Here is a 17,360-nt window from a genome sequence, read left to right on the forward strand (position 1 = left end):
CGCGGCGTCGCTTACGCGCCCGCGCCAATCCACAGTTTCAGGACCGAAAGGGCGATGGCCGCAAACAGTGCGATACAGGCGAAGCTGTTCAGGATCAGCAGCGCCGAGCGCATCCCCGTCTTCGCAATATAGTCTTCAATGACCACCTGCATGCCGAGGCGCATATGGTATACGGTCGCGCCGGCCGTAAGGATCAGCAGGATCGCCGGCAGCGGCTGCGAAATCCATTCGATCGCAGCCTTTTCACCGCCCTGGACGGCGTTGATGATCGAGAACAGGAACCACGGCACCAGAAATATGAGGGCAATGGCCGATACGCGCTGGCCGATATGGTGATGGGTGCCGGATTTGGCGGAGCCGAGGCCGCGGGCGGCTTTGGTCGGGGTCAGGAACTGGCTGTTCGACATGGGTCTCTGCCTCCTACAGTCCGGCGGCGGCGAACCAGATGGCGGCCGCGCCCAGAATGGCAAATGCGTAGTTGAAGACGGAAACGGCGCTGGCACGGCCCGGATCGAAGCCGATATTTGGGCCGTCCCAGAGCAGGTGGCGGATGCCGTTCACGAGGTGGAACAGGACAGCGACCGCCCAGAGATAGAGGATGACGCTTCCGAACCAAGAGAAGAGGATCCCCTCGATGGCATCGTAACACTCGGCACCGGTGGCCAGAGCGATGATCCAGCCGGCGATCAGGAAGGTGCCGAAATAGAGGGCAACGCCAGTGATGCGGTGGGTGATCGAAGCGGCCATGGTGACATGGGGGCGCCAGACCTGGAGGTGAGGCGACAGCGGGCGGGCATCAGCCCCGGACGATCCTGACATGCGAAGGACACCTTCCGATGAATGGTAAGAGTTTCACTCAAGTGCTTGGCTTGCGGTTCTAGGAGTCTCTATGATCCTGTCAACGCACGGCGCGTCATGGAGTGACAATATGAAACGATTTCTGTGGGTTGTGGCCCTGTTTCTGATCACACCTGCGGCACTGGCGGATCCGATGGATGCCTTGGTCGCCGAATATGAGGTGTATGTGCGTGACGTTTACCCAGAGGAAGCGGCACGTGCCGCTGGGGAAGCGCCATCGGCCTGGGGAAAAGTGACACCCGAAGCCATATCTGAGCGGGCGGCGAGGGCGCAGGCGCTGCGCGATTCGATTGCGGCCCTCGAGACGGACCGGACCACCGATCAGGCCATTCTCGAACGTCTCCTGTCGGCCGATATCGATGATGCGCGCTTCGACACCCCACGCATCCCGTTCACCGGTGACTGGGGCTTCCAGGCCGAACCCATCTTTGCGGCGATGCAGACCACGATCACCAGCGAAGCCGAAGGCGAGGCGTGGATTGCGCGCCTGAACGATGTGCCGCGCTATTTTGCCGAAAACGTCGCGAACATGCGCCGGGGGCTCGCCACTGGCTGGGTGGCCCATGCCGATCCTTTGAAAGTGTCGACCGACCAGATCCGCGAACAGATCTCAGATGATCCGAGTGCGAGCGGACTGTACGTTCCGTTCCTGAACCTGCCTGCGGGCATGGACCCGGCCGTTGCCTCCCGGCTGAGAACGGATGGGCTGACCGCCGTTGCCAATGCGATCTCGGCCTATCGCAAGACACTTGCCTTTATCGAGGAAGACTATGCGCCTCACACACGGGCAGGGGCCGGTATCGCGGAATTGCCGGGCGGCCTGGACGCCTATGCGGCGGCAGTCGAGCATCACACGGCCGGCGCCGGTTATTCCCCGGAAGAGATCCACACGCTCGGCGAGGCCGAAGTCGCCCGTATCCGCGCCGAAATGGAGGCCATCCTTCAGGAAATCCATTTCGAAGGCGATTTCCAGGACTTCCTCGATTTCCTGCGCACCGATCCGGCCTTCTATGCAAAGACGCCTGAGGAACTGATGAGCCGGGCGAAGGAAACAGCGGCGAAGCTGGACGCGATCCTGCCCGACTATTTCGGCAAGCTTCCGGAGCATTGGTATGATGTGGAGCCGGTACCGGCCACGATTGCGCCGGGCTACACGTCCGGGCGGTACGTGGAAGGCGATCCACAGGAAAACCGGCCCGGCATCTATCTGGTCAATACGTACGCGCTGGACCAGCGGCCGCTCTATGAGCTGCCAGCCCTTTCGGCGCATGAGGCTGTGCCGGGGCACCATCTGCAGATCATGCTGGCGATGGAAATGGAAGGCCAACCGCGTTTCCGCCAGCAATACTACGCTACCGCCTTCGGCGAAGGCTGGGGACTCTATGCCGAACACCTGGCGATGGAGGCAGGCCTGAACGAGACGCCCTATGAACGTTTCGGCGGCCTTTCGATGGAAATGTGGCGCGCCTGCCGGCTGGTCGCCGACACAGGGCTGCACTGGTATGGCTGGACCCGGGAAGAGGCGGAGAAATGTTTCAACGAAAACTCTGCGCTCGCGCCACTGAACATCCAGAATGAAGTCACCCGCTATATGGGCTGGCCGGGGCAGGCGACGGCCTACAAGATCGGTGAACTGAAAATCCTGGACCTGCGTCATCAGGCCGAAGAAGCCCTTGGTGATCAATTCGACATCCGCGCATTCCACGATGCGGTACTGTCGCAGGGCGCTGTTCCGCTGGACGTGCTGGACCGCCAGATACATGACTGGATCGACGCGCAACTGGCGCCTGCACCTGTCGCGCTCGTGCCCTGATTGCGACAGCCATTTAAATTTGTTCCGGGCAGGCTTGTCTCGCCCTGACCGGCACGCCAAATGGGCGGGCCATGTTCCGCTTCTTTGAACACCGCCTCGCTCCTTTTCCGGACCAGCTTCTGGAAGTGCCGCCGGACGGCTTCTGGCCTTTCGTCCGGTATTACATCCGTGATGCTGTGCCGTGGCTGGCGGTCACGGCAGCCCTGACTGCGCTCATCGCCGTGGGAGAGGTAACCCTGTTCGGTTTCCTTGGCGGGATCGTCGATTGGCTGTCCTCCGCTGACCGGGAGGGTTTCCTTCAGCGCGAAGGCCCCCGGCTCGCCTTCATGGCGGGTGTGGTGCTGGTTGCCCTGCCGCTCGCGACACTGATCCATGCACTGATCGTCTACCAGGGCCTGATGGGCAATGTGCCGATGAGCGCGCGCTGGCGAATGCACCGGCAGATGCTGGGCCAGTCGATGAACTTCTTCGGCAACGAATTCGCCGGCCGCGTCGCAACCAAGGTGATGCAGACCGCGCTCGCTGTACGCGAGGCGGTGATGAAGATCCTCGACGTTTTCGTTTTCGTGGTTGTCTATTTCATCTCGGCACTGGTTCTGGTGGCCTCGTCCGACTGGCGCCTGATGCTGCCATTCCTCCTGTGGGGCGGGCTCTACTGCCTCGTCATGGCCTGGTTCGTTCCGCGACTCGGCAAGGTGGCGGAAGAGCAGGCCGATGCGCGCTCTGTCATGACCGGGCGTATTGTCGACAGCTACACCAATATCCAGACCGTCAAACTGTTCGCCCATGCCGGACACGAGGAAGCCTATGCGAAGGACAGTATGCAGGGCTTCCTGCAGACGGTGTACCGGCAGATGCGCTACGTCACTGGTTTCAATGTGGTCGTCTATCTCAACAATTCGCTGCTGGTTTTCCTGGTCGGCGCGATAGGCATATATTTGTGGATGGGCAATCTGGTCGGGGCAGGCGCCGTGGCAGCGGCGATCGGTCTGACGCTGCGGATCAAGTCCATGTCGCAATGGATCATGTGGGAAGTCGCAGGCCTCTTCGAGAATATCGGCGTGGTCTATGACGGGAAGGCCATGCTCAACCGTCCGGTTGCCGTGGCCGATGCGCCGGATGCGGAAGACCTGCCGCACGGCGTGGGAGCAATCGAATTCCAGGATGTCTCCTTCCACTATGGCAAAGGGTCAGGCGTGATCGAGAACTTTTCCCTCTCCATCCGGCCGGGCGAGAAAATCGGCCTCGTCGGCCGCTCCGGCGCAGGCAAGACGACGCTGACAAACCTGCTGCTACGCTTCTATGAAACCGAAAGCGGCGCCATCCTGCTGGATGGGCACGATGTCTCTCACGTGACGCAGGATTCGCTCCGGGCACAGATCGGTGTGGTGACGCAGGATACCTCGCTCCTCCACCGGTCGATCCGCGAGAACATCGCCTATGGCCGGCCGGGCGCCAGCGACGCCGAGATCCTGGCAGCGTGTGAGAAAGCCGCCGCGCTGGATTTCATCAACGATCTTGAAGATTCAAAGGGCCGGCGCGGTCTCGATGCGCATGTCGGCGAGCGCGGCGTGAAACTCTCCGGCGGCCAGCGCCAGCGGATCGCCATTGCGCGTATCTTCCTGAAGGATGCCCCGGTGCTGATCCTCGACGAGGCGACCTCGGCGCTCGATTCCGAGGTCGAGGCCGTGATCCAGGAAAAACTGTTCGAACTCATGGAGGGCAAGACGGTGATCGCCATTGCCCACCGCTTGTCGACCATCGCCGCGATGGACCGGCTGATCGTGCTGGATAAAGGCCAGATCGTGGAGCAGGGGAGCCACGCCGATCTTGTCGCCGCCGGCGGGCTCTATTCCGAGCTCTGGGCGCGCCAGTCCGGCGGGTTCCTGGTCGAACCGGGTGAGGCAGATAGCGAAGTTGCGGCGGAGTAGGGCCTCATGAAACTGACCATTATCGAAACCGGCCTCGTGCCGGAGCCGATCCGCGGCGACTTCGAGGATTATCCGGCCATGTTCCGCCAGATGATGGCAGGCGTCGGCCAATATGAATTCGAGACCGTCTCGGTTATCCAGAACCAGCCTTTGCCAGCGCTGGACACGCTGGAAGCGGTGATGATCACAGGGTCTCCCGCCGGCGTTTACGACGACGAGGCATGGATCGGTCCGCTGGCCGATTTCGTTCGTGCGGGCGCTGCCGCGGGTGTGCCGCAGGTCGGCATTTGTTTCGGTCACCAGATCATGGCCGAAGCGCTGGGCGGCAACGTCGTGAAGTCTGAGAAAGGCTGGGGCGTCGGGCGGCACACTTACGATGTCGTGGCCTGTCCGGGCTTTATCAAAGAGGCGTGCCCGCCCACCGTTTCAGCGGCTGTCAGCCATCAGGACCAGGTCGTGTCCCTGCCGCCGGGCGCGGAAGTGATCGCGGCGTCGGATTTCACGCCGTTCGCAGGTCTGTACTATCCGGAGGCGCCAGCGCTCAGCTTCCAGTGTCATCCGGAATTCGCCGATCGCTACTCTGCGGCACTTTATTCCCTGCGCCGCCCGCGCCTCGGCGAAACCTTAACGGATCAGGCGCTGGAATCCCTTGAAATCGAAGGCGATCACACCCGTCTGGCGCGCTGGACGGCGGAATTCCTGAACGCACACCGGCGCAGGCGTTAACGATTTGAATTTGGTGTGAAACCTGCATCCGGTTGCGGAAACATGTGCAACAGTGTTCAACACGCGCACACAATCCGTGGAGATATCCGACATGATGCCGAAACCGCTCGCCAACATCGCTCCGAATACGTTCGAGTTCGAAGTGCTGCCACTGGTGAAACCGACAGGTTTTCGCGAATATGATGCCCGTTGGTGGTTCAACGGTATCGGCAAGGAAAAAGCCCCGGAGCTGAACCTCACGGGTGTTCAGGCCCTCGGCCTGGGCATGGCGACGCTGTTCCACGAACTGGGTGTCGAGCCGAAAGTGGTCACCGGCCATGATTTCCGCTCCATCAGCCAGCCGATCAAGAATGCCCTGATCCTGGGCCTGACGCAGGGCGGCTGCGAAGTGATGGATGTCGGCCTCGCGCTTTCACCGATGGTCTACTGGAGCCAGTTCGAACTGGATGCACCCTGCTGCGCCATGGTCACCGCCAGCCACAATGAGAATGGCTGGACGGGCGTAAAGATGGGCGCGAACAAGCCGCTCACTTTCGGCCCTGAAGAAATGGGCCGCCTGAAGGAAATCGTCATGGGCGGCGCCTTTGTCGAACGCGAAGGCGGCAAGCACTACCGTGTCGAAGGCATCCGCGAGAAATATATCGCGTCCGTCTCTGATGGCGTGAAACTGTCCCGTCCGCTGCGCGTGATCGCAGCTTGCGGTAACGGCACGGCAGGTGCCTTTGCGCCGGACGCACTGCGCGCCATGGGCGCTGAGGTCATCGAGATGGACTGCAATCTCGACATGACCTTCCCGAAATACAATCCGAATCCGGAAGATTCCGAAATGCTGCACGCGATGGCCGCAGCCGTGAGGGAGCATGGTGCAGACGTTGCGCTCGGCTTTGATGGCGACGGCGACCGCTGCGGTGTTGTCGACAATACGGGCGAGGAAATCTTCGCTGACAAGATCGGCCTGATGCTGGCCCGCGATTTGTCGAAACAGTATCCGAACGCAAAATTCGTGGTCGATGTGAAATCGACCGGCCTCTACAAGACTGATCCTGTACTGAAGGAAAACGGTGCCACCGTCGATTATTACAAGACCGGACACTCCTACATCAAGCGGCGCACGAACGAGCTTGGCGCGCTCGCGGGCTTCGAGAAGTCCGGCCACTTCTTCTTCCGTCCACCGATCGGGCTCGGCTATGACTGCGGCCTCGTTGCTGCCAAGGCCGTGCTGCAGATGCTGGACCGCAACCCGGGCAAGACGATGGCGGAACTGAAAGGGGAACTGGGCACGGCCTGGACCTCGCTCACCATGTCGCCGCACTGCGATGACGAGACCAAGTATGGCATCGTCGACAAGATGGTCGAAGAATATCAGGGCCTGAACGGCACGGAGATTCTTGGCCGGAAAGTGGTCGACGTGAATACTGTCAACGGTGCCCGCGTGACACTGGAAGACGGCTCCTGGGTTCTGGTGCGGGCGTCATCCAACAAGCCGGAACTGGTCGTCGTGGTCGAATCCATGGCCAGCGAAGCTGACATGAAGGACCTCTTCCACAAGGAAGTGAAACCCCGCCTCGGCAAGCACCCGGAAGTTGGCGCCTACAACCAGGAAATCTGATCGGCCGTCTCTGATCAGCTGCCAGCGGGCGGCATGCCCATTTTGGCGCCTGCGGCGTCGTCGATTTCTTCGGCGCGCTTCCAGGCGGGACGGGATTCGAGCCGGCTCCAGTATTCCGCCAGCGCGTCATGCGGCGGGACGGAGCCGAACTGCAGTCCCCAGCCGATCTGGGCGCCGAGGTATACATCCGCTGCGGTAAACTGGTCGCCGCACAGATAAGGCGATGCGTCAGAAGCGGCCTTCACCAGCACGTCATACATGGCGTCGAAATCGCCATAGCCAGCCATTATCTTCCGGTCTTCAGCGACCGTAAAGCCGAGCGCCCGGTTGGTCACGGCGGATTCGACGGGGCCCGCTGCGAAGAACATCCAGCGGTAATAGGCCCCGCGCTTGTCCACCGGCGGCGCAAGCCCGGCTTCCGGGAAGGCATCCGCCAGATAGGCGCAGATCGCGGCGCATTCAGTCACCACCTGGTCGCCATGAACAATCGCCGGGACCTTGCCCATCGGATTGATGGCAAGGTATTCCGGCGCCTTCATCGTGCCGCCATAGGTGAGGTATTCCACGTCATAGGGTGCGCCGACTTCCTCCAGCATCCAGCGGGCGATCCGGCCGCGGGACATCGGGTTGGTATACAGTTTCAGACTGGTCATGCGCCCCTTCCATTTGTTCACGTTTTGATCCTGCCCTCTCGAGGGAGCTCAGTCAATGCGGATTCGTTCTGACTGAAACTACCTGACGTACAGTCATGACCCCTTGACCAGTTGGCACAAAAATCGCACCCCTCCGGCCAGTTTGAACAGGCAGGATTGAGGGTTTCCCCATGCGCGTTGCAATGATTGGCACAGGCTATGTGGGGCTGGTTTCCGGCGCCTGCTTTGCGGACTTCGGCCATACCGTTACCTGTGTCGACAAGGACGCTTCCAAGATCGAGAAGCTGGAAGCCGGCATCATGCCGATCTACGAGCCAGGCCTCGATGATCTGGTTGCGAAGAATGTCCAGGAAGAGCGGCTGTTCTTCACGACCGACCCGGCGGAAGCCATTCGCGATGCCGATGCGGTGTTCATTGCTGTCGGCACGCCGTCCCGCCGCGGCGACGGCCATGCCGACCTCTCCTATGTTTACGGCGCCGCAGAAGAAATCGCCCAGCTGATGGACGGCTTCACTGTTGTCGTGACCAAGTCGACCGTGCCGGTTGGCACCGGCGACGAGGTGGAAGAAATCATCCGGAAGGCGCGCCCCGATGGCGACTTCGCCGTTGTGTCAAATCCGGAATTCCTGCGCGAAGGCGCTGCCATCAAGGATTTCAAGATTCCGGACCGCGTCGTCGTCGGCACCGAGGACGAGCGAGCCCGCGAGGTGATGAAGGAACTCTACCGTCCGCTGTTCCTGAACGAGACGCCGATCCTGTTCACCGCCCGCCGGACTTCCGAGCTGATCAAGTACGCGGCCAACGCTTTCCTCGCAGTGAAGATCACCTTCATCAACGAGATGGCAGACCTTTGCGAGAAGGTCGGTGCGAACGTGCAGGAAGTGTCCCGTGGCATCGGCCTCGATGGCCGGATCGGCAGGAAATTCCTGAATGCCGGGCCGGGCTATGGCGGTTCCTGCTTCCCGAAGGACACGCTGGCACTGACCAAGACGGCCAACGACTATGACAGCCCGGTGCGTATCGTCGACACGGTTGTCGAGGTGAATGCGGCCCGTAAGAAAGCGATGGCTGGCAAGGTGATTGCGGCCATGGGCGGCGATGTCAGCGGGAAGACGATTGGCGTTCTTGGCCTCGCCTTCAAGCAAAACACCGACGACATGCGCGACGCGCCGAGCCTCGATATCCTGCCGGCGCTTCAGGCGGCCGGCGCAACGATCAAGGCCTACGATCCCGAGGCGATGGAAGAAGCCAGCCACCTGCTGAAGGATATCCAGTTCGCGAAGAATGCCTATGAGGCGGCCCAGGATGCCGATGCACTTGTCATCGTGACCGAATGGGACCAGTTCCGGGCCCTTGACCTTGAGCGTATCAAGGCTGCACTGAAGAGCAATGTCGTGGTAGACTTGCGGAACATCTATTCGCCGGAAGACATGGCCGCGAAAGGCTTCGCTTACACCTCCATCGGCCGCCCGGCCGTTTGATCTGCCCCGTCGCTGCACACAAGGACAGGACACATGAAATTCTTTGTAGATACCGCGAATATTGACGATATCGCGGAGCTCGCCGCGACAGGTCTGATCGACGGTGTCACCACGAACCCGTCGCTGGTCGCCAAGTCTGGACGGCCTTTCACTGAAGTGATCAAGGAAATCTGCGACCTGGTCGAAGGCCCGGTCAGCGCCGAAGTGGTCGCCACCGACTATGACGGCATGATCACCGAAGGCCGCAAGCTGGCGGCGATTGCTGAAAACGTCGCCGTGAAACTTCCGCTCACCTGGGACGGCCTGAAAGCCTGCAAGACACTGACCGGCGAAGGCACGATGGTGAACGTCACGCTGTGTTTCTCGGCCAACCAGGCCTTGCTGGCTGCCAAGGCCGGCGCGACCTTTATCTCGCCTTTCATCGGACGCCTCGACGACATCAATCTGGACGGCATGGAACTGATCTCCGACATCCGCCAGATCTATGACAACTACCTGTTCGACACCGAGATCCTGGCGGCCTCGATCCGCACGGCGAACCATGTGAAGGAGTCGGCCCTTGCCGGGGCAGACGTCGCAACCATGCCGCCGAACGTGATCAAGACACTGGCGGCTCATCCGCTGACGGATAAAGGCCTCGCAGCCTTCCTCGCCGACGCTGAGAAGGCTGGCATCAAGGTCTGACCCGCATGACCGAGTCGCAAGGCCCGCAGGGCAGGGTCCTCATTATCGCTGGATCCGATTCCGGCGGTGGGGCCGGCATTCAGGCCGACATCAAGGCCGTCGCCATGCTGGGTGGGTATGCCATGACAGCAGTGACGGCGATTACGGTGCAGGACACAACCGGCGTGCACGGCGTATGGCCCTTGCCGCTTCAGGCCGTGACCGACCAGATGCGCGTCACGCTGAAAGACATTGGCGCCGATGCGATTAAGACCGGCATGCTCGGCAGTGCAGCGCTGGTCGAAGCGGTCGCCGAATGCCTTTCCGAAAATGCGCAGATGGTGCCGCGCGTGATCGACCCGGTCATGATCTCCACGTCTGGCCACCGGCTGGTCGACGCGAAGGGCGTTGATGCCATCCGGTCCGAACTTGTGCCCCATGCTCGGTTGGTCACGCCGAACGCGCCGGAAGCCGAAGTGTTGACCGGCAAAGCTGTCGAGACGGTCGATGGCCAGCGCCGGGCCGCAGAACAGCTGCTCGAGCTTGGCGCAAATGGGGCTCTGGTCAAGGGCGGGCATATTCCGGGCAGCAAGATTGTCGATGTGTTGCAGACGACGACCGGCGAATGGATCTTCGAAAGCCCGCGGATCGATACGACGTCCACGCATGGAACCGGGTGCACGCTTGCGTCCGCGATTGCCGCTCTGCTGGGGCAGGGCGCTAGCGTTCCGGAAGCGGTCGAGCAGGGACGCGAATACCTGCTGGGGGCCATCCGGACTGCCAAGGGGTTCGGCAAGGGTGCCGGGCCGGTCCATCATGGCTGGGTGCTGGACGACGAGGAATAGCCGGCCTTAACAATCGATCAGAAATGATCGATTTGCCGTCTTCTGAGAGTGTGGCAAAGGATGCGCCCCGAAACAGGAGGCGCCCATGCCGAAATTGCCTTTCTATCAGGTCGATGCCTTTGCCTCGCGGCCATTCGAGGGAAACCAGGCGTGCGTGATGCCGCTTGAGGACTTCCTTCCCGATGCCGTGCTGCAGACGATTGCGGCAGAGAACAACGTCGCCGAGACGGCCTATCTGGTTCCCAAAGGCGGCAACACCTGGGCGCTACGCTGGTTCACCCCGGCTGTGGAAGTGCCGCTCTGTGGTCATGCCACGCTGGCGAGCGCGCATGTCCTGTTCGAAGAGCAGGGCTTCAAAGGTGAAGCCATTCATTTCGAGACAGTCCATGCCGGCCGCCTGGTCGTGCGCCGGCTGGCGGACGGCCAGCTGGAAATGGATTTCCCGTGCGGTCCGGTGCAGGAAATTCCGGTGACAGATGATGTTGCCGACGCGCTTGGCGCCCGTCCAGTGCAGGCATGGGGCGGCATGTTCTATGCGGCGCGGTTCGAAACGCCGGACGATGTCAAAGCCCTCAAGCCAGACCAGAAAGCCCTGAAAGACCTTGGCGTGCCGGGGGAAGGCTGGGACCGCGGCAATTTTGGTTGTTTCGCGACAGGTGGCGATGGTGTGGACGTTACCAGCCGTTTCTTCGCGCCGGGCAGCGGGATCGATGAAGACCCGGCCACCGGCAGCTGGCACACAATGCTCGCCCGCGTGATGCACGAGCATACCGGGAAGACCGAGCTCAAATGCCATCAGGCCTATCCGGGCCGCGGCGCCTTCATCGATACCAAACTGAGCGGTCACCGCGTAAAACTCATCGGCACGTCGGTGACCGTGATCGAAGGCAGCTTCACGCTCTAGACGCGGTTACTCCGCGCCCCAGGGGGCGGGCGGAGCCTCCACCGGGTGGGCCGTGTCGAATTCGATGCGGAAGAATCGGCCGGGGCGTTCCAGTTCGTAGGCGAACAGGCTGTGCGAGGGGCGCACTTCCACGGCCCAGACGTTGTCTTTCGACTGCGGAATGCCGGACGCGTCGAACAGGACTTTCGTCGCCTCGTCCGCCGGGAAGTTCAGGCGGCTGCCGCTGAAGCGGTCGTCGCGCGCACCGCCATAGCCGGTCAGCGTATCGAAGCTGCCGTCTTCGTGGCGATGCTCGTGATGCAGGGCGAGGCGGTCGCCTTCGCGGTGGATCACCCAGACGCGGGAACGGTCTTCGCCGACATGCAGCGGAATGCGGATCTCGTCCTTCGTGCAGGAGCGGACATGCATGACAATGCGCTGCGCGCGCCAGGGATCATCCTGCAGATCATCGCTGACGATCTTGCCTTCGAACGCCCTTCCGCAGAGGGCGGACAGGCGCTGCATGAACTCCGACTCCTGAAGGGTCGGCTGGCTGCAGGCGGTCACCAGTAGCAGCGCGGCGGCGAGAAGACGGGCACGCATCGAGTCTGGCCTAGTGGCGGAAGTGGCGCATGCCGGTGAAGACCATGGCGAGGCCGGCTTCGTCGGCTGCGGCGATCACTTCGTCGTCACGGATCGAGCCGCCCGGCTGGATCACGGCGCTGGCGCCAGCGGAGGCTGCCTGCAGCAGGCCATCCGGGAAGGGGAAGAAGGCGTCGGAGGCTGCGACGCAGCCCTTGGTCTTCGGCTCGGCCCAGCCGGCGACTTCGGCGGCGTCCTCGGCCTTGCGGGCCGCAATGCGGGCAGAATCGATGCGGCTCATCTGGCCAGCGCCGACACCGACCGTCGCGCCGTCTTTGGCATAGACGATGGTGTTGGATTTCACGTGCTTCGCGACGCGCCAGGCGAAGAGCAGGTCGTCCAGCTGCTGGTCGGTCGGGGCGATCTTGGTGACGACTTTCAAGTCTGCCTTCGTGATGCGCCCGAAGTCGCGGTCCTGCATCAGGAATCCGCCTGCGACGGTTTTCACAAACCGGCCGGCAGCGGCGGGGTCGGGCAGACCGTCGGTGATCAGGAGGCGGAGATTTTTCTTCTTGGCGAAGACGGCTTCTGCTGCCGCATCGGCGCCGGGGGCGATGACGACTTCAGTGAAGATCTGGGAGATCTCTTTTGCCGTCTCTTCGTCCAGCGCGCGGTTCAGCGCCACGATCCCGCCAAAGGCAGAGGTCGAGTCGCAGGCGAGCGCCGCGCGGTAGGCTTCGATGATGCTGGACCCTTGCGCGACGCCGCACGGGTTGGCGTGCTTGATGATGGCGACCGCGGGGACGTCTGCGCCGAGCTCACCGATCAGCTCATAGGCGGCGTCGGTGTCGTTGATGTTGTTGTAGGAGAGTTCCTTGCCTTGCAGCTGTTTCGCCGTGGCAACGCCGGGGCGCTTCTCGCCGGTGACATAGAACGCGGCTTTCTGATGTGGATTCTCGCCATAGCGCAGTGATTGCTGCAGCTTGCCACCGATGGCGGCCCAGTCCGGCGCTGTCTCGCCCAGCTGGTCCGCATACCAGCTCGAGATGGCCGCGTCATAGGCGGCGGTGCGGGCATAGGTCTTCGCGGCGAGCTTGCGGCAGAGCGCAACGCTGACTTCACCATCATTCGCGTCCATTTCTTCCAGCACCTTGTCGACATCGCCGCCATCGGTACAGACCGCGACGAAGGCGCCATTCTTGGCCGCCGCGCGCAGCATGGCCGGGCCGCCGATGTCGATGTTCTCAATGCAGGTCTCGAAGTCCGCGCCGGAAGCGACCGTCGCCTCGAACGGGTAGAGATTCACGTAGATCAGGTCGATCGCGCCGATGCCGTGGGTCTCGGCGTCCTTCACGTGGGAGGGGTTGTCGCGCAGGTAGAGCAGGCCGCCATGCACGGCCGGGTGCAGCGTCTTCACGCGGCCATCCATCATTTCCGGGAAGCCGGTCAGGTCCGCGACGTCTTTCACTTCGAGCCCCGCTTCCTTGAGCAGTTTCGACGTGCCTCCGGTGGAGACAAGTTCAACGCCTTTTTCAGCGAGCTTCTTCGCCTGCTCCACAAGGCCGGTCTTGTCGGAAACGGACAGGAGGGCACGGCGAATACGGACGGGAGCTCCGCTGGCGGCGTCGGACATGAGAGGTTCTCCAGGAAGGACAATTTGTTGTCGCGCGGGGTAGCACGGCAGGGCAGGGCGTCAAGCAATGTCCTTGAAGGCTTTTGCAGCCCTTTCCACGCCATACTCCGGTACCATCATGCCCAGCATGCGCAGCGCTTCAGATCGTTCACGGCGGCTGGCAGCCTCAATGAGGACGGAAAGCTGCTTGTCAAACAGTTCCGATGTGGGCGTCCGGCTGACAACGCGCAGGACGCCATCGACATCGGTGCGGACCACGGTCTCGTGCTCGTAGGTCAGCGCTTCATGCATCTTTTCGCCTGCCCGCAGGCCGGTCTGGGTGATTTCAATATCAACGCCGGGAATCAGGCCCTTCAGGCGGATCAGCGTTTCGGCCAGCTGCAGGATGGGCATCGGCTCGCCCATGTCGAGGACGTAAATGTCCGAATGCCCGCCCGTATGCTGCAGGACACCGGCCTGCAGGACGAGGGAAGAGGCTTCCTCCACCGTCATGAAATAGCGGGTCACGCCCATATCTGTGATGGTGACCGGACCGCCATCCGCGATCTGCTTTTCGAACAGCGGCACCACGGATCCCGACGAGCCAAGCACATTGCCGAACCGGACCATGGCGGCCGCCATGCCGGATTCCTCGGCGATGCGGGAAATGGCGATCTCGGCGAGGCGCTTGGTGGCGCCCATGACATTGTCCGGGTCCACGGCCTTGTCGGTCGAGATGAAGACGAAGCTGCCTGCGCCGACGGCTGCAGCGGCCCGGGCACAGTTCACGGCCCCTTCGACATTGGTCAGGATGGCTTCGCAGACATTGCGTTCCATCAATGGCACATGTTTCAGCGCGGCGGCGTGGATCACGACTTCGGGCTGGGCCGTCTGGAAGATGTCGCGTACGCGCTGGGCGTCACGCACATCACCGAGACGCGAACAGATCGCCATGTCTGGGAACTGTTTCGTCAGTTCCATGTCGATGCTGTAGAGATTGAATTCGCAGGAATCGATGATGGTCAGCTGGCTGGGTTTCAGGCCTGCGACCTGGCGGGCAAGTTCGGACCCGATCGTGCCGCCGCCGCCAGTGATCAGGACGCGCGACCCTTCGATCCTGTTGCGGACCGGGGCGATGCTCAGGCGACGCTCAGGCCGGGCCAGAAGGTCCGCCGGGCGCACCTTCTCCAGGAGCTGGGCGGTTTCTTCCCCGGAAAGCGCCATGATCTGCGTGCCGTGCGCAGAGGTCGTTTCCAGGATCTGCATCATGGTCTTGCGGTCACGGGCTGCGCCCGTGACCGCGACCCAGGGCGTATGCCCGTAACGGACCGACAGGACATCGAGCACGTTCGACAATTCATCCAGGCCGCCCATGATCGGCACACCGCGAATGGCCCGGCCGGGATCATTGCCGTCCGTATCGATCAGGCCCAGCAGCCGGAAGTTCTGGGTCTCCGTCGGTGTCTGCAGGCGCCGGATCACGCCGATACAGCTTGGCACGTCGCCGATCAGCAGGATCTGCCGGGCATCCCTCGCGACGGGGCTGAAAATCTGCAGCGGCTTGCGGGTCGAGCGGGAGAGCGCAACCATTCGCCCGGTGAACAGGCCAATCGTCCAGATCAGCAGGGCGGTAAGCAGGATGCCCCAGGGCTGGGACAGCGCGCCGTTGAGCAGGCCGGCTATCGGCAGGTAGATCAGGCCCGACAGCGCGATGGCCTGCATGATCCGAACGGCATCCGGCCAACCGATATGCCGCCACACTTGTGTTTGGATGCGCAGTACGAGGAAACCGGCAGCGACGGCGGCTGTGAAACAGACGGTGCTGAGCAGGGTGGAGCTGACCGGGAATTCCCCCCGCGGTTCCCCGGTCCACCAGAACAGCACATTGGACAGGATCATGGCCGCAGCGGCCGCGCTGAGGTCGAACCCCAGGGTCAGGTACATGGCTCTGCGTGCGGCACGTTGAGGCGTCATGCACTCGGTTCCTTCACAAAGGCCCAGCGGACGCAGTTTGGCGGTTCGGTTCCGTCGCTATTCGGATCCGCAAAGCCAGCGATCACAATTTGCTCGGGGCGTTCAACTACGCCTCGGGCGAGATAGGCCGTCCGTTCGAGTCTTGCCCCTTCATGACTCGTTTTGAAGCGCCATACAGCCCCATTTTCGCATATTAAGCGAATCGCATCTTTTCCCATCACCGCCTCCACGGTTGGGTGCAGATGGAAGCGAATTTCGAAATTTATGAATTTCCGGTCTTCCGCCGGGGCCTGGGAAATCGGCCGTACCAGCGAATCCTCACCCGCAAGGCGCCGTCCGTTACCCGCCATGAACAAGCGCCGCCGGTGCAGCAGGCCGTGGGCCGGCTTGTAGCCGCCGTGCTGGGCATCCAGCCAGATTTCATCCGCCTCTTCGAGCCGTTTGGCCGAAATGCCATCCGGCCCGCTGGCTGACAGGAGGCGCGTCGCCTCGTTCAGCGAAAATGTTGCAGAATCCCGGCCGGACAGAATGAGCGTCGAGTGCGCGCTGGTGCGGCGCACAGCGGCCTGCCAGTCGATGTTCACCTCGGCGCTGAACCCGCAGGAAGTCACGATGCGGGAATTGCTATCTGACAGCTCAAACCCCAGTGCCCCGGCATGGGCCTGGTCGCCGAACGGCAGGCCCGGTGCCTCACCGCAATCAAGCACAAGGCGCAGCCCTTGTTTCTCGAGCTTCTGAAAGCCGGATTTCGGGGCGAAGGTGAAACGCCGCGGCGGCGCGGGCAGGCGGGCGAGCGCCGCTTCGACCACTTCCGGGCGGGACTCATCGCCGTCATTGAACGGGTTCAGTGCGCCGTCACCGGTCTGGAAGAAGGCCAGCATGGCGCCCATCCGCGGGATCCATTTGGCGAAATAGTCGGGCGGCTCGACCCCGGCCCGGTTCAGCAATTCCTCCAGGGCCTGCAATTGCAACAGGCAGAACAGGAGGCGCGAGGGGGCCCGGCTGACATGCCCGCCATCTGGCAGGATCTGCGCGGTGCATTCCGCATCCAGCCGATCGAGGGCAAGGCCCAGGGCCGGCCGGTTGTTGAAACACAGCGCCCCGGCGACCAGTACGATTGCGGCCATCCAGCGGGCCTTCGGGTCGACGGCAGCATCGGATTGGCTCTCAAGGTAGCGCAGCTGGTGCAGCAGGCAGGCAAGACGCGCCTGACGGGCCGGTTCCGGGCCTTCCTCGAACAGGTCTTCACCACAGCGCAGCCAGTGCCAGAGGCGCGCAGCCGTCGGATCGATACGCCAGGCAAAGCCGTTGAACCCGCCAAACATCTCGATCCAGGAATCGACATGCGCCCGCGCCCGGACCGCGCCTTCTTCGCCCTGCGAGAAAAGGTCCGGCAGCCAGGCAAACCGGTGCAGCCTGTCGGCGACATGTTTGGATGGCATGGGTACCGACCATGGGCTTTGTCCCGGTTCTAGCGTCATGCGCGACATGCCGATTCGCCATACATCGCGCATCAGCGCTTCGCCGCGCAGCGTGTCGGGCGGGACGATATCGGCCAGGTGAAGCGTGAAGCCCTGCGGGACGGGGCCGGTCTGTTTCAGGCGCTGGACGGCGCCGATCTTGGCATCCTCCCCGCCAACGCCCCGGAAGCGCCGCCAGAGCGCAGCATCGTCCGCTCCCGATCGCGGGGCCCGTTCAGCAGCGTATTGGCTGTCTCCACCTGACACGGG

General features: G+C 62.5%; 15 protein-coding genes. 8 read left to right on the forward strand and 7 right to left on the reverse strand.

Translation table 11 applies throughout. From position 1 onward, the window contains the following. Positions 1–11: 11 nt before the first annotated feature. Both sdhD and sdhC read right to left on the reverse strand, forming a co-directional pair. The gene (gene sdhD / locus HY17_RS00805; protein WP_034761155.1) at positions 12–407 is read right to left on the reverse strand and encodes a succinate dehydrogenase, hydrophobic membrane anchor protein; all 396 of its coding nucleotides are present in this window, start codon (positions 405–407) and stop codon (positions 12–14) included. Positions 408–420: 13 nt separating this feature from the next. Further along, positions 421–819, reverse strand: a complete 399-nt coding sequence (gene sdhC / locus HY17_RS00810) for a succinate dehydrogenase, cytochrome b556 subunit (protein ID WP_034761160.1) — start codon at positions 817–819, stop codon at positions 421–423. Positions 820–928: 109 nt separating this feature from the next. Between sdhC and HY17_RS00815 the strand changes: the two genes are divergently transcribed. The 4 genes from HY17_RS00815 (at position 929) to HY17_RS00830 (ending at position 6,937) form a co-directional block, all read left to right on the forward strand. Continuing rightward, on the forward strand, positions 929–2,671 hold the full coding sequence (locus tag HY17_RS00815; RefSeq protein ID WP_034762269.1) for a DUF885 family protein: 1,743 nt from the start codon (positions 929–931) through the stop codon (positions 2,669–2,671). A 71-nt stretch (positions 2,672–2,742) separates the two neighbouring features. Next, positions 2,743–4,602 (forward strand): ABC transporter ATP-binding protein, encoded by a 1,860-nt coding sequence (locus HY17_RS00820; protein WP_034761164.1) that lies wholly within the window; start codon positions 2,743–2,745, stop codon positions 4,600–4,602. 6 nt (positions 4,603–4,608) lie between these two features. Further along, the gene (locus HY17_RS00825; RefSeq protein ID WP_034761168.1) at positions 4,609–5,328 is read left to right on the forward strand and encodes a type 1 glutamine amidotransferase; all 720 of its coding nucleotides are present in this window, start codon (positions 4,609–4,611) and stop codon (positions 5,326–5,328) included. A 94-nt stretch (positions 5,329–5,422) separates the two neighbouring features. After that, a complete protein-coding gene (locus HY17_RS00830; protein WP_034762271.1) occupies positions 5,423–6,937 on the forward strand; it encodes a phosphomannomutase/phosphoglucomutase in 1,515 nt (504 codons plus the stop codon). A gap of 14 nt (positions 6,938–6,951) precedes the next feature. Here HY17_RS00830 and HY17_RS00835 read toward each other — a convergent pair whose 3' ends face one another. Next, on the reverse strand, positions 6,952–7,590 hold the full coding sequence (locus tag HY17_RS00835) for a glutathione S-transferase family protein (protein ID WP_034761171.1): 639 nt from the start codon (positions 7,588–7,590) through the stop codon (positions 6,952–6,954). A 170-nt stretch (positions 7,591–7,760) separates the two neighbouring features. On the opposite strand from HY17_RS00835, the gene HY17_RS00840 reads away from it, so the two are divergent. The 4 genes from HY17_RS00840 (at position 7,761) to HY17_RS00855 (ending at position 11,483) form a co-directional block, all read left to right on the forward strand. Further along, complete coding sequence (locus HY17_RS00840; RefSeq protein ID WP_034761173.1) at positions 7,761–9,071, forward strand: UDP-glucose/GDP-mannose dehydrogenase family protein; 1,311 nt, start codon at positions 7,761–7,763, stop codon at positions 9,069–9,071. Between the two features lie 33 nt (positions 9,072–9,104). Beyond that, positions 9,105–9,755: a fructose-6-phosphate aldolase gene (fsa, locus tag HY17_RS00845; protein WP_034761176.1), complete on the forward strand. Its 651-nt coding sequence runs from the start codon at positions 9,105–9,107 to the stop codon at positions 9,753–9,755. A gap of 5 nt (positions 9,756–9,760) precedes the next feature. After that, positions 9,761–10,579 (forward strand): bifunctional hydroxymethylpyrimidine kinase/phosphomethylpyrimidine kinase, encoded by an 819-nt coding sequence (gene thiD / locus HY17_RS00850; RefSeq protein ID WP_034761179.1) that lies wholly within the window; start codon positions 9,761–9,763, stop codon positions 10,577–10,579. Positions 10,580–10,664: 85 nt separating this feature from the next. Further along, a complete protein-coding gene (locus tag HY17_RS00855) occupies positions 10,665–11,483 on the forward strand; it encodes a PhzF family phenazine biosynthesis protein (RefSeq protein WP_034761182.1) in 819 nt (272 codons plus the stop codon). 6 nt (positions 11,484–11,489) lie between these two features. Here the strand turns inward: HY17_RS00855 and HY17_RS00860 are convergent, their stop codons facing one another. The 4 genes from HY17_RS00860 to HY17_RS00875 are packed head-to-tail and all read right to left on the reverse strand — an operon-like array spanning position 11,490 to position 17,357. Continuing rightward, positions 11,490–12,065, reverse strand: a complete 576-nt coding sequence (locus tag HY17_RS00860) for a hypothetical protein (protein ID WP_034761186.1) — start codon at positions 12,063–12,065, stop codon at positions 11,490–11,492. Between the two features lie 10 nt (positions 12,066–12,075). Then, positions 12,076–13,677, reverse strand: coding sequence for a bifunctional phosphoribosylaminoimidazolecarboxamide formyltransferase/IMP cyclohydrolase (purH, locus tag HY17_RS00865; protein WP_034761190.1), 1,602 nt, complete (start codon positions 13,675–13,677; stop codon positions 12,076–12,078). Between the two features lie 60 nt (positions 13,678–13,737). Further along, the gene (locus HY17_RS00870) at positions 13,738–15,630 is read right to left on the reverse strand and encodes a polysaccharide biosynthesis protein (RefSeq protein WP_081812904.1); all 1,893 of its coding nucleotides are present in this window, start codon (positions 15,628–15,630) and stop codon (positions 13,738–13,740) included. Further along, on the reverse strand, positions 15,627–17,357 hold the full coding sequence (locus HY17_RS00875) for a heparinase II/III family protein (protein WP_034761194.1): 1,731 nt from the start codon (positions 17,355–17,357) through the stop codon (positions 15,627–15,629). Before HY17_RS00875 ends, HY17_RS00870 begins: the two co-directional genes overlap by 4 nt. Between the last annotated feature and the right edge of the window lie 3 nt (positions 17,358–17,360).

Source organism: Hyphomonas sp. CY54-11-8 (assembly GCF_000682735.1).
Taxonomy (GTDB): Bacteria; Pseudomonadota; Alphaproteobacteria; order Caulobacterales; family Hyphomonadaceae; genus Hyphomonas.